Origin of the sequence: Paraflavitalea pollutisoli (assembly GCF_029360705.1) — a bacterium.
Taxonomy (GTDB): domain Bacteria; phylum Bacteroidota; class Bacteroidia; order Chitinophagales; family Chitinophagaceae; genus Paraflavitalea; species Paraflavitalea pollutisoli.
The window spans coordinates 2,658,230-2,671,142 of the sequence record NZ_JARKMX010000008.1; the positions used below are offsets into that span (position 1 = coordinate 2,658,230).

Below are 12,913 nucleotides of genomic sequence, written 5' to 3' on the forward strand. Positions count from 1 at the left end.
TCCCTCTATTTTGGCGGGAAATTAAGACAAACTGCGGAGGTATTACTCGATCAGCACAATATGGTCGTAGGCGGTAAGCGTGCCTGCTTCTACAAATTCCACATCTCCCCCCGCTTTCAAGACCTTTTCCATCACATCGTCCAGCACTTCCTGGCTGATGAATACGTGTTCTTCTTCGATCAATAACAGCTGCGCCCGGCGATGGGTGGCGGTATTGTACACCGCCTTGATGCCTACTGATAATTTTCCCTGCAAGTGTGCGTCGTTCAATTGCTGCAGCGTTTGGTATTTGTTCCGGCTTGCCATTTTGGAGTCCATGCAACGTATGTATTTAATAAATATCTCTAGGGCCTGATGGCCGGTGCAACAAAAATAGCCGGGTGGCTGGTGGCACGGTTATGACATTCATCAAGGCGATTTATGATCGTGCTCATATTCATCAATCGGTAGCCACACTACAAGTGGTTGTTTATCCGTTTCTTTTAAAGACTTAAAGCCTTCCGACGTGTACAATCCATTATTCCAGGACCAGGCCAAAAAACCTGCTCTCAAGCAAATCCGGGAAGCATTGGGCCCCACCTACGTGCTGTGGCTCGACATCAGGCAGTACGTGTTTCAAAACCGTCCGGGGGCCGAGCAGGTCTTGTATTTCTACAGCAAGGTGGGTTGGCATATCCGGTTGCGCTATCACAATCGGGTGATCATCTACTGCATTCCCAAAGACGAATACTTTTACGTGCTGGTCGTACTGGGTGATAAGGCCGTAGAGGAGGCGATGGAGAGCAGTATTTCGGAGGAAATGAAGGTGATATTACAAGGTGCCGCGCCTCATACCGAAGGTCGAAGTTGCTACATCGAGGTAAGGAACGAATGCCCGGTCAAGGATATCAAGAAGCTGCTGGCGATCAAGTTGTTTTTGAAGCATTGAGGAAAGGCACCAAGGCAAAAAGGCATAGAGGCAACGTAGGGAATATAGGAAGAGAAAGCAGAACAACATCGAGGCTTACCGCCGGAGCGCATAAGCCTTGTTGCTGGTGCATGTTCGCAAACGCACTAATTATCCGCCGCCTCGGGTCCTTTGCTACCCTTGTTGTTCTCAAAGCGGCCCGACTTTTCGTGCAGGCGAATACGGAATACCACTCCTTTTATAGTATTGAGGTCTGTAGGGGGAAAAGGCCATTGTGGCGACAGGTGGGTCATCTGGCTACTGAAAAAAGGCAACTCCCGCTCTACAAGTTTCTTCAAAGCTGTTTTGCGCGGCACCTCTTCCATCAATTCTTCGTAGGTACCCCAGGCAATCACGCTCTGCCAGTTGGCCATATCATGAAAACGGTCTACTTCAAAGCATACGGCAGGATTCTTACGCATCATCTCCACTTTCAAGCCTTCATCGGCCCGGCAATAAATGTATTCGCCATCGTAGGCATAACTGATGGGCACCACGTAGGTCTTATTATCTGCATGACAGCCTATTCTTCCTACCAGTTGCGTACTAAGCAGTGCCTCTATTTCCTGTACCTGTAGATATCCGAGCATATAATTGGTATTTGTTTACAATTTCGATGTTTACCAATGGAGAATCGTTAACAGGAATCAGGCGTAAGCCTGATGTTTCTCAGTGCAATTGTCGTTCCAGCCTGCTTACATTTGTATAAAATCAGCCGTCATGAAAACGCTGTTCATCACCACCGATTTCACCAATGCTTCGCACAATGCGCTGACTTATGGTATCTCTATGGCCAGGGCGCTGGGTGCACGCATCGTGCTATTTCATGCCTACCAGATCCAGGTCATGGCTGGTGTAGACACAGCTGTCGCAGTACCGGAAGTCGACACCCGTGCGTCAGTACTGGACAGGTTGTCGCAACACCTGCGGGCGTTGGGCGATTGCGGTGTACAGATTGACTTGCTGACTGGTGAAGGACAAGCCTCGCGCACCATCCTACAGGTAGCGAAAGAACAACAGGCCGACCTGATCGTGACCGGTATGAAGGTACACAGCAAGCTGTTCCGGCAATTGTTTGGCAGCACGGTGACTGACCTCGCCAAACACACGAAGATTCCATTGCTGGTAGTGCCTGAAACGGCGAATTACCGGATGCCATCGCGTATTGCGGTGGCGAGCGATATTGCTCCCGACATGGACGCACACACCCTAGATGCCCTGACGGAGATCGGCGAGCGGTTTCAATCGAAGGTGTACGTGGTACGGGTGATCAAGGACCGGTTTGATGAGGTGTATGAGCTATTGCATCGAAATGAGAAGGTGAACCGGTTGTCGAGGTCACTGGATACGCAGTATACCTACGCGCACAACAAAGATGTAGCGGAGGCGCTGGGCTTCTTTATCGAAGCGGAGCAGATCGACCTGCTGGCCCTGGTACCACACAAACATACATTACTGGAGAAATGGTTTTTCAAGAGCACTACCAAAGAGGTAATCTTCAAGAGCCCGGTGCCGGTGCTGGTATTGCCCGAACGTACTACAGCTACCGATCCTGCCGGATAAACACAGGCAGTCTCTATAAGTTATGATCATCAATATGGGTCGACAATTATGGTATCGGGCCGTCTCTGAGGCCTAGGGCTGCGGAGGTGGCGTATAAAAGCTACAGGCTGCCTTGCAGGCAGCCTGTAGTATTTGGACGGTCATGTACTTATTGTAATAGCCTATACGCCTCTCGACGCATTGTAGAGCTCGTACCAATCCTGGTGATCGAGTTCGATGGAGAAGGCATTGGCGATATTGCGGATGCGTTGCTCGCTGGTAGTACCTACCAGTGGCAGGGCACCGAGCTTCACGAGCCAGGCCACCGCAATGGACTCCTGGTCGGCATTGTATTTGGCGCCGATCTCTTTCAGTTTGGCGCGTACGCGGATCGCTTGCTCGGATTGACCGGTAGCGATCTGCCCGGCAGCGAGTGGCGAAGAAGCCAGCGGACGCATGTAGCGCTGCTTGCTGTAATCGACCCGGCCGTTGTCGAGGGCAGCCGTATTGAGCAGGTTGAGCTCTACGTGGTTGCTCACGATGGGCGTTTTGAGGTAAGAAGCCAGCAGCTGGTGCTGGAATACCGAGAAGTTCACCACACCGATGTTCTTCACCTTGCCCGACTCTTTGAGGCGTTGCAGGGTCAATGCTGTTTCCTCGAGGTTGGAGATGGGATCGAGGTTATTGAGCAGGAAGATATCGATATAGTCGGTGCGTAATTTCTTGAGCGAATTGTCGACGCTTTTCAGGATATGCTCTTTGGAAGTATCGTTATAGCGGATGCGTACATCGGGGCGTGAAGCATGCGGCTCTACAACGCCACATTTGGTGAACAATACCAGGTCTTCGCGCTTGATGGAGCTATTGGCGATGATATTGCCGAAGAGTTCTTCACAGGCATAGCCTCCGTAAATATCTGCGTGGTCGAACGTGTTGATACCGAGTTCGAGGCAGAGGTTGATGGTGCTTTCCATGGCCTTTGCCTTGTTGTCTACCTCCTGCCAGCGGTAAAATCCATAAATAGCCGGAGATACCTTGGGGCCTGCGTCACTGAGATATATCTTTTTCATGTTGTTTAATCGGTTAATAAGGATACGTATCGGGCCGGAAGATAATACTTTTCTATTAAATCAGTAGACAGTCTGTACTAAGCTGTACCGGGCGGTGTTTCGTCGGGATGGCGAACGGGTGCCTCCACGTTCAGCTCGTCGATATCAAGTACTGCCGGCGTGAGGGTGGTGGCCTCGCTGCTATGCCCATCGGCCCTTACCAACAGCATTTCCGACGACAGGTCATCGACCGAAATAGTTTCGGGTTTCCGGTAGCCATTTACCGGTGCCGATTCGGGTAATTCATGCAGGGGCTCCTGCACGACCCGGTCGGCCTGTACCAACTGGGTGAGCTCTTCCATGTTGCGACGGGCCGCGGTGATGTACTCTTCATCGTTGCGAATGGTGGAGAGGTATTTCAGGGCCTTTTCGTCGTGATTGAAGAAGGTCTTGGCCGAGCGGTCGGCGATCTCGGGGGCAAAGCCTAACATCTTCATGGCATCGACACCCAGGCGCAGGCTGGTATCGAGTGTTTCCCGGTAGATGTGCAGCATCCCTGCATTCATCAGGTCATACGCATCATAGCGGTTACCGGCGCGTACCAGCATCTGCAGATCGGGGAAATGTTTCTTGACGGTATCGATCACCTCCAGGCGCTTCTTCCCATCGCCGATGGCGATGATGATCATTTTGGCCTTGTGGGCACCGGCGATCTCGAGCAGGTTGTGGCGGCTGGCGTCGCCGTAGTACACCTTGTAACCGATGCGGCGCAGCCAATCGACGTTGTCACTATCCGTATCGAGTATGGTGGCACCTACATTGTTGGCCCGCAGGAAGCGGCCGATGGTATTGCCGAAATGGCCATAACCGGCGATGATGACGGGGTTGTTCTCTTCTATGATATCGCTTTCGCGAATGATGGTAGACTTGATGGTAGCTGCGGTGACCGAGCAGAGGCGCGGCACGATGAGCTTTTCGTTGGCAATCATGATCAGCGGCGTGAGTGCCATACTGATGGCAACGACTGCCATCATGGTGTCGGCGATTTCCTGGCTGAGGATATTACCCTGCAGCGAGAAGCTGATCAATACAAAGGCAAATTCACCAATGCCACTGAGGCCCACACTGAAGATGGTATTCTGCGCGGTACTCATGTTGAACAGTCTGCCGATCACAAAAAGGATGATCAGCTTCAGCAGCATTACCCCCAATACCAGGCCGGCGATGAGCCATACATGTGGCAGGATGAGACTGAAATTGATGGAGGCGCCTACCGCGATAAAGAAGAGCCCCAGCAACAACCCTTTGAAGGGATCGATGTCACTCTCCAGCTCGTGGCGGTATTCACTGTTGGCCAGTACCACACCTGCGAGGAAGGTGCCCAAGGCAGGGCTCAACCCTACGAAGTTCATCAGTACGGCTATACCTACTACCAGTAACAAGGCGGTTGCGGTAAACATTTCGCGCATGCCGGTTTTGGCAATGAGGCGGAACAATGGGCGGGTGAGGTATCGACCGGTAAATATGATGAATAATACAGAACCTAATACCAGGAGGGTTTGTGCCCAGGCGGGTAAGGTACCGGCAAGGCCTGATTGGTGATGGCCTCCAGCGACGGCGGCGCCCTCTTCATGACTAACGGCCAGTAGCGGAAACAGGGCCAGCATGGGGATGACGGCGATGTCCTGAAACAGCAAGACGGCGAAGGAGCTTTGTCCACCGGCGGTTTGCATCAATCCTTTCTCCTGTAGCGACTGCAGTACGATGGCGGTGGATGACAGGGAAACGATCATACCGATGGCGAGAGATTCGCGCCAGGTTATGTTGAACAGGATCGCCAGGCCTGCCACGACGGCGGCGGTGATGATGACCTGCAGACCACCCATGCCGACGATGGAGCGACGCAGGTGCCAGAGCCGGGAAGGCTCCAGTTCGAGACCGATAACAAAAAGCATCATTACGACACCAAATTCCGCGAAGTGCATGAGGTCCTGCCCTTCTTTACCGATCAGCTTGAGTACGGCCGGCCCCATGATGATGCCTGCGATGAGGTATCCGAGTACGGAACCGAGCCCCAGTCTTTTAGCGATGGGCACCATGATCACTGCTGCGGCCAGGTACAACATGGCCTGAAAAAAGAATGTATCCTGCATAGGTTGTTTTTATGTAACACACTGCCCACCGTTTTGGTTGGGTGGTGTGTGTGGGGCAGCAACCGCGGTAATTTTTAGCAGTCGGACCTGGTGATCAGCCCGGGCCTGTCGTGGTGTCCTTGCCGCGCAGCCCATGCTGCCAATCGGGCATGCCCCTGTTACAAATTTAACTGATTGAGTCCGGTTCTCCATGCCCTGGGGGGCTGATCCGGCGGGGAGCGTATATGACGCAATATTAACGCCATGCCTGCTTAAAAGTCGTAATGTCAGTTCAATGGTTCAAATCTTTGCCTGATTTTGACAACGGGAAGACGGTAAGTGCAGGGGATGTGGACGATGTGGGGGAAGGCTAACGACAAGACCGGCCACCTGCGAAGCAGGCAGCCGGTCTTTATGCTACGTGATGGTCTGAAGTTATTACTGTCGTTTGATACGGAAACGGAGCTCCAGTGATTTGGGCTCGTAGTCGCAGGCCTGCCCGCCGGCTTTTAATTGATAGACGGAACCTTTCCATTCGCCTTCGATGAAATCACCGGGCTCACCAAATTTCTCAATCGTGAGGCGGCCGTTGGAATATTTAGTTTCGGTTTTATCATTTACGATTTGGCAGTAATTGGATTGCGCAGCCACCGTTTTACCGCCAGTTGATTTATAATTGAAAATGAGGGCCATTTTGCTGGAATTGGGCGTAATTGCTCCGGGGCCGTAAGTTCCGCGCAGCATATTACCCATGGTGATGGAGAAACTCGCACCCTGGACATTGTCATTACCTGCGAGGGCAGCGAGGCCGTCGAAGGCCAGGCCTCTGTGTCCGTCATTCAGATTGTATTCTTTTCCATCAAAAGTGGCCGTGGCAAAAACCTCTGGCATAAGACGTATGGTTTTGCGGATGATCAATTGGCCGAGGCTACGTTTGCCACCAGGTGCCGATGTATCGGGTATGGGCCGGGAGCCTTCGAGGCTCACTTCCACGATCACGTCTTTGGCTGCAGGCACCTGTGCGGGAACGGTGTATTCAGCGTTGGCCTTGATACCATAGCCATTAACCTGTGGTGTGAGGGTGCCGCCGCCGGTTACTATCTTCCAGCTGTTCACTTTGGTGATATAGCTCCGGTCTATCTGTTCGTAGTAGGTGTTTTTGGTGAGGTCCATCCCGGCCATGTGCAGTGTGGGTGAGAGGAGGTCATCTACACCACCCGTTTCTTCGTTACTGGGTGTTGCTATTACACCTACCCTGAACTGTACTTTATCCCCGGCCAGTGCGGTGTTCTTACTGGCAAAGAGTTCAAACTGCTCATAGAAAGCAAAATCGCAGAAATGGTGCACGTGTACCGTGAGGGTATGCGCGTTTTTATCGAGTGCTGCGTTGGTGGCTTTCCATTGCCCTTCGGGTGTTTGATAGGCGATGCGCATCACGTCTTCGAGACCGGTAGAGATATCGGCGGGGTCGTATTTCATGACGACAGCCACTGGTTTGCTGAAGGTGATATTCTCTGGCAACATGCGGAAGGAACGGCTGGCTGCTTTATCGGGTCGCAAGGTATTTTCTACGTTTTGAATACTGAAGGTTTGGTTGCTGGTTACAGCACCTGCGGGTACAATGACCTTTACGCCCCCGTCTGCGGTTGACAACTGACCGCCCTGCGTGCCGATGGTGGCTGTGGCTATTGGACCAACGGGTGCACCGCGTGATGTGGACAATGGCGGACCTTGCGGTTGTTGAGGTTCATCGGGGCCAGACTTTCCGGATTTGGAGCAGGCTGCGAGGATCAGGCAGGCAGCAATGATGATTCTATACATACGGATCAATATTAATGGGTGCAAAACTATCCTGCGTATCGAGTGCAGCCAGCGGCGTGTTCGTGAACTGTAATTATGTTGATCTGAACAACCGTTTGCGTAGGTTGGACGCTATTTGTTGCGGCTTTTTGCCGGTTAATATAAGTACCCGGGGACTTGCGATTGATCAAATTATTATATACATTGAGCGCACATCCAAATCCTTTACCCTATGGGATTCAAAAGTTCCATGATCACTGTGAACAACCAACCGGCAGAACGGGTCAGTGATCGCGTTTTGCTTGAACACCTCGGCTTTGGCCATTATGAGGCCGCCGGCGAAACCACGCTGGAAGACTGCCTGCTTCCGATGGATGAATCGATCAACATCGGCTACTACAACAATCACCTTATTATTTGCGATGATTATTTACTGAGTGACCGGCTGGAAAGGCTGAAAGGCTTTGCGCAGCTGAGTGATTATGAGCGTACGCTGTCGTCGTTGTTTCCCCAATCTGAGATACTCACTACTTCCTGTCACAGCGGCATCAACCTGCACATGTATACGTTGATCCAAAACGACGAGCGCAAACGCTTCAAGGCGATCACGAGTGAATCGCCGGTGATGGAGTATGGCGAGCTGCTGGAAGAGGAAAAGAAAATATATGCGCAGTCGGCGATGATCAATGGCAAGCGCGTGTTTAAGAATGGAGAGAATACGTATGACTGTACAGAAGATCAGTTGATGGAAGCTTTTACTTTTGGGGTGGCGAAAAGACATCTTGGCGTGATGATCTCTACGGGCGAAGACGAGCAATTGATGTCGGCCACGATCTTTCGCAAATACCGAAGGGTTGGCGCTATTACTACTTCTATCAACAAAGCACCTATACATGCGAAGCCGTCGGACAAAGCGACGGAGCCACGCCAAACGGCGCTGGTGATCCCGATCGGGACGGCGCCGCGGCGCAGTTTGTTGCAACGTTTTATGCGCAAGCTGGGGTTAAGGTAAGCAGGGCGCGTTATTGGGATGCCTGACCCGGGTGACGAACCTACGCGGCGCGCTGGCATCGGGCCGATGTCGCCGATGGCCCTTTATTTGTCGCATTACCGCCGGGGGATTGCGGGCAAAGGATGGTAGTTTTGTAGCTGTCACCTTAAATTGCCTCGTTATGGTTACCAGCGCTAAAAAAGCCACCAACATCGACGCGTATATTGCTGCTTTCCCTGAAGCAGTGCAACAATTGTTGCAAACCATTCGTACTACCATACAGGCGGAAGTGCCGGACGCCAAGGAAGCGATCGCGTATGATATGCCCACCTTCAAACTGGATGGGCGCAACCTCGTGCATTTTGCCGCTTTCAAACAACATATTGGGTTTTACCCGGCACCTACGGGTGTCGCGTCATTTGAGCAGGCACTGTCGGTGTATAAGACGGGCCGCGGATCGGTGCAGTTTCCGCTGGACAAACCGTTGCCGCTGGCATTGATCAAACGGATGGTACAGCATGAAGTGAAAAGGCATGCGGGGAAGCCGGCGAAGTAATCATCCTATTTCATTGTAAATACAAGAGCCTGTATCTGGTGATACAGGCTCTGTTCATTTTGAGACGCTACCGGAGACCGGCATTATCCGGGCTATTTAACCCCTTCTTTATTGTCTTCTACCGGGGCAGTGCCGGTATTGAGCTTGATGTTCTTTTGGCGGCCGCGTAACTTGATATTAAGCATTTCCACGCCGAGCGAGAAGGCCAGGCAGGAGTAGATGATGCTCTTGGCCACTTCCTGGTGGAAGCCACCTGCTACGAGTACCACACCGATCACCACGAGGAATGACAGGGCCAGCATTTGCAGCGTAGGTTGCTTGTTGATGACACGGGTAACGGGACCTGCGAACAACATCATCACGGCGATGGAAATGATCACAGCGATGATCATGATGATCACGTTCTCTACCAGACCTACCGCGGTGAGGATCGAATCGAAGGAGAAGACCATATCGACGAGAATGATCTGGCCGAGCACAGCAGGCAGGGAATTGCCCGCTTTAGGTCCTTTCTTTTCGGCTTCTTCTTTATCCACCAGTTTGTGGTGTATCTCCAGGGTACTCTTCACGATGAGGAAGATACCACCGGCGATGAGGATGAGGTCTTTCCAACTGAGGGCGGTGGGCGCATCGGTGAGGGCACCGAGATCGGGTATGGTGAATACGGGTTCTTTGAGCGAGATGATCCAGTTGATGGACAGCAGCAGCAAAACGCGGAACACCATGGCGAGCAGCAAACCGATGTTGCGTGCCTTGCGCTGCATACTTTCGGGCAATTTGCCCGCTACAATCGATATAAATATGATGTTATCTATACCCAACACGATCTCCAGGAAACACAAGGTTACCAGGCTGATCCAGACGGCCGGGTCGGCAAAATTGGGCATTACATACAATGCGGTCATGACAGATTATTTAATTGGATCGGTGGGCAGTGATTGCTTTTTCTTGCGGCCAGCGATCATTTTAATGAATACGGGGGCAGTGGTTACTACTACGATGCCAATGATGATCTTGTCCAGGTTTTCCTGTACCCAGGCGTTTTCTCCTAGGAGAAATCCGGCCGTCACGATGGAGCCGGTCCAGGCGCAGGCGCCGAGGATATTGAAGTACGCGAACTTCTTGGCGTTCATCTTCACCATCCCTGCTACAATGGGCGCAAAGGTGCGCACGATGGGCAGGAAGCGGGCGATCATAATGGCTGCTCCCCCCTTCTTCTCATAAAAAGCCTGTGCCTGCACGAGGTGGCGCTTTTTGAAGATCCAGGTATCCTTTCGCTGCATCAGCATTTCACCGGAGCGTCGACCAAACCAGTAGCCCACAAAATTGCCGAGGATGGCGGCACCTGTGATCAGTAACAGCCAATAGAGCAGGCTGAGGATGGGGGCACTTTCGGGGGCAACGGTATTGGCGATGACCATACCGGCGATGAAGAGCAGGGTATCACCGGGCAAAAAGAAGCCGACAAACAAGCCTGTCTCCGCAAAGATGATCAGTACCACTATATAGAGGCCACCGTGGGCCATGATCCACTCGGGATTGGTGAGGTTACGCAGGAATTCCAGCACTAGGTTCATTGCATTCGTGTTTTTGTTAAACGCCTTGGGTTCTTGTGTCCTTAGTCGAAATCGAAGAGATCGCCGAGGAACCCTTTCTTCTTCCGTCTTTGGTAATTGGGATTGTTCTTATAATGATCGTCGTCGTCGTACTCGTGTTTATGCCGGGGCTGCTCTTGCTGATAGCCTTGGTAGCCCTGGCTGCTTTGGTTGCTCTGTTGAACTTGTTGCTGACTATTGGGTAGAGGGGCCTTGACCTTGTCTTCTACATATTGCAGCATTTTGTCCAGTTCTCCTTTATCGAGCCAGATGCCACGGCAACTGGGACAATAATCGATCTCGATATTGTGCCGTTCGGTCATCAGTAAGGTCTCGTTACAATGTGGGCATTTCATGATCCTGTCGATTAGTTGATGAAGTAATGTTGGATGAGCGATACAAAAACGGCGTGCCGCCAGCGTGGGCCGGTGTGTGTGCAGTGCCGGATCTATGTGTGACAGGATCAGAATGGTTTGTACCGGAAGAGGAACCGGTAGTAGGCGGGCCTTGTACTGGCACCGTCGGGTAAACTATCTCTGGGCGGGAAGGTGCTGAGGGGGGTAGCCGGTACCACCTGGAATTGCCAGGGCAGGCTTACTTTAACTTTCCTGTGGGCGACGGCTTTGCGTTCGCCGTAGTGCAGGTCGTTGTTGGGACCGGCCTGTTCCTGGGTTTCGGTGAGGGGGACGGGCTGCTGGCCCGTCCACTGCAGCACGATGGCCTGGTGGAAAATAGCGTCGGCGGCGGTGGCGGCATTGGCGGTGCACACCAATAGCAGGCTGATCACCCATAGGGAGGTACGGGTAAACAGGCGTTTTACTTGCTGTATTAGTTTCCGACTCATGACTGTTGCTCAACGACTTAGCTCCTACCGGAGCTTTGCCGCCGCCGCGAAAATAACCAAAATTTCCGTTGGGAAAGTGTTAAAGGGGGATTGGGTACCGAGGGCCTCCCCGACTGTGGAAAACGGGGGCAAAAAGGTGGTTTTGTGAGGAGGTTTTTGGGGAGGATATTTCATGGTGTTTACGGGCTGGGCCGTTACCGCGTTGCGAAAGGATTAAAGTTCCTTAACCGTTGTATATGCTCCTGACTTTCGGGTGTGAACCGGTCGGTGCGGATGTAGGTGGTGTTATTCCAGACCAGGCGGAGCTTATCACTAATTGCCAGCTTCATCGAGTCGCTGACAGCCAGACCAGGGAGCTGCTCGCCAGACAGGGTAAACGTTTTGTAAGCGATGTTGTGGAGGAAAGTTATTTTGCCGTATTCGATACCGGGATGATGGTGCCGTGGCGTACGATGAACCCAGGCTGCGTGCCGAAATCGATGGAGCCATCTTTGTTCTTATGGGAAGTGGCGGCCACTAACGTGATGCTGGTATCCTGCTGGATGAGCAGGGAATAAAAGCTGCCTTCCTTCCAATTGATCTTTTCGGGGATCCAGGTACCGTTGAGGCTGGGCGCAGGTTTGGCTTTGGGACCTGGCAACCATTGGAGATATGTCGTGCCCGTCCAGGAGCGAAGGTAGCGGATGAGCGCGAAGGTAGCGGAGCGCCGGTTGGCGACGTAATGCTGGTTGGGCATGCCATTGCCCAGTTTAGCTGTTTCGAGGTTGTAATCGCTGATGTATTTTTCCACCTGCTTCTCTCCTACTTTGCAATTGAAGTGGTATACCAGCCCATGCGATAGGGAGCTCGTCCAGGTGTCCTCGTCCGACTTGCGTCCCTTCTTCGTTATTTTGGTGTACGTGGGTTCCTGTATCTGTTCCACCGCTACCCTGCCTGCATGGGCCAAATAAAAGGCAAGCGGGTTCAACGGACCAATGGGTAGCTTAGCGACACTTTTGCACCGTGCAAAATACTGCTGAAAATACTGACCGTCTTTCACCCAGAGCAGCCAAACGGGATCAGACCAATTGCAGGTATCGGAATGTATACTCCCTTCCCAATAAGACTTGTACACCATACAGGTGTCTATCTTATCTTCCTTTAGTCGTGCGGCGATCTTTTCATCAAATTCCTGCGCCTGGGCCATCGGGATGATCATCGACAGGAACAGGATGGCGGTGAAGTATTTGATATTTCTCATCAATGGCTATTGGGGAACGGGGATCGGGTTGTTTACGGATGAAGGTGCAAGATAGCGGGATTTCCATACGACTACAGTCAGGTCTTGAACCACTGGGTATGCGAACACCGGATTTAACATATTTCTGGCTTTCACTTACTGCACGCCATAAACGATATCTGCTATATTTACCCGTCCGCTGGTGCACGGCTGAGCAAACGAAACCAGCTGCATCGCCT

At 52.2% G+C, this 12,913-nt stretch carries 14 protein-coding genes; 4 read left to right on the plus strand and 10 right to left on the minus strand.

The window, feature by feature from the left end:
- Positions 1-42: 42 nt before the first annotated feature.
- Positions 43-318 (minus strand): hypothetical protein, encoded by a 276-nt coding sequence (locus tag P2W70_RS24270; RefSeq protein ID WP_276484136.1) that lies wholly within the window; start codon positions 316-318, stop codon positions 43-45.
- Between the two features lie 187 nt (positions 319-505).
- On the opposite strand from P2W70_RS24270, the gene P2W70_RS24275 reads away from it, so the two are divergent.
- Entirely contained in the window at positions 506-928 is a 423-nt protein-coding gene (locus P2W70_RS24275; RefSeq protein ID WP_276484137.1) for a DUF3788 family protein, read from the plus strand.
- 125 nt (positions 929-1,053) lie between these two features.
- Here the strand turns inward: P2W70_RS24275 and P2W70_RS24280 are convergent, their stop codons facing one another.
- Positions 1,054-1,536 (minus strand): pyridoxamine 5'-phosphate oxidase family protein, encoded by a 483-nt coding sequence (locus P2W70_RS24280; protein WP_276484138.1) that lies wholly within the window; start codon positions 1,534-1,536, stop codon positions 1,054-1,056.
- Positions 1,537-1,666: 130 nt separating this feature from the next.
- Here P2W70_RS24280 and P2W70_RS24285 point away from each other — a divergent pair, with 130 nt between their 5' ends.
- Positions 1,667-2,509: a universal stress protein gene (locus P2W70_RS24285; RefSeq protein ID WP_276484139.1), complete on the plus strand. Its 843-nt coding sequence runs from the start codon at positions 1,667-1,669 to the stop codon at positions 2,507-2,509.
- Positions 2,510-2,670: 161 nt separating this feature from the next.
- Here the strand turns inward: P2W70_RS24285 and P2W70_RS24290 are convergent, their stop codons facing one another.
- The 3 genes from P2W70_RS24290 to P2W70_RS24300 all read right to left on the minus strand — a co-directional run bounded on the left by P2W70_RS24290 (position 2,671) and on the right by P2W70_RS24300 (position 7,490).
- On the minus strand, positions 2,671-3,558 hold the full coding sequence (locus P2W70_RS24290) for an aldo/keto reductase (RefSeq protein WP_276484140.1): 888 nt from the start codon (positions 3,556-3,558) through the stop codon (positions 2,671-2,673).
- A 77-nt stretch (positions 3,559-3,635) separates the two neighbouring features.
- Positions 3,636-5,690, minus strand: coding sequence for a monovalent cation:proton antiporter-2 (CPA2) family protein (locus tag P2W70_RS24295; RefSeq protein ID WP_276484141.1), 2,055 nt, complete (start codon positions 5,688-5,690; stop codon positions 3,636-3,638).
- Positions 5,691-6,107: 417 nt separating this feature from the next.
- On the minus strand, positions 6,108-7,490 hold the full coding sequence (locus P2W70_RS24300) for a hypothetical protein (protein WP_276484142.1): 1,383 nt from the start codon (positions 7,488-7,490) through the stop codon (positions 6,108-6,110).
- A 211-nt stretch (positions 7,491-7,701) separates the two neighbouring features.
- Between P2W70_RS24300 and P2W70_RS24305 the strand changes: the two genes are divergently transcribed.
- Entirely contained in the window at positions 7,702-8,481 is a 780-nt protein-coding gene (locus P2W70_RS24305) for a Rossmann-fold NAD(P)-binding domain-containing protein (RefSeq protein WP_276484143.1), read from the plus strand.
- A 160-nt stretch (positions 8,482-8,641) separates the two neighbouring features.
- Positions 8,642-9,016 carry an iron chaperone gene (locus tag P2W70_RS24310; RefSeq protein WP_276484144.1) on the plus strand — a complete coding sequence of 125 codons (375 nt, stop codon included), beginning with the start codon at positions 8,642-8,644 and terminating at the stop codon, positions 9,014-9,016.
- Between the two features lie 92 nt (positions 9,017-9,108).
- Here the strand turns inward: P2W70_RS24310 and P2W70_RS24315 are convergent, their stop codons facing one another.
- The 5 genes from P2W70_RS24315 to P2W70_RS24335 all read right to left on the minus strand — a co-directional run bounded on the left by P2W70_RS24315 (position 9,109) and on the right by P2W70_RS24335 (position 12,695).
- Positions 9,109-9,921, minus strand: a complete 813-nt coding sequence (locus P2W70_RS24315; protein ID WP_276484145.1) for a TerC family protein — start codon at positions 9,919-9,921, stop codon at positions 9,109-9,111.
- A 6-nt stretch (positions 9,922-9,927) separates the two neighbouring features.
- Positions 9,928-10,593, minus strand: a complete 666-nt coding sequence (locus tag P2W70_RS24320) for a DedA family protein (RefSeq protein WP_276484146.1) — start codon at positions 10,591-10,593, stop codon at positions 9,928-9,930.
- Positions 10,594-10,634: 41 nt separating this feature from the next.
- A complete protein-coding gene (locus P2W70_RS24325; protein ID WP_276484147.1) occupies positions 10,635-10,967 on the minus strand; it encodes a TFIIB-type zinc ribbon-containing protein in 333 nt (110 codons plus the stop codon).
- 107 nt (positions 10,968-11,074) lie between these two features.
- Entirely contained in the window at positions 11,075-11,455 is a 381-nt protein-coding gene (locus tag P2W70_RS24330) for a hypothetical protein (protein WP_276484148.1), read from the minus strand.
- Between the two features lie 406 nt (positions 11,456-11,861).
- Positions 11,862-12,695, minus strand: a complete 834-nt coding sequence (locus P2W70_RS24335; protein ID WP_276484149.1) for a hypothetical protein — start codon at positions 12,693-12,695, stop codon at positions 11,862-11,864.
- Positions 12,696-12,913 lie beyond the last annotated feature (218 nt).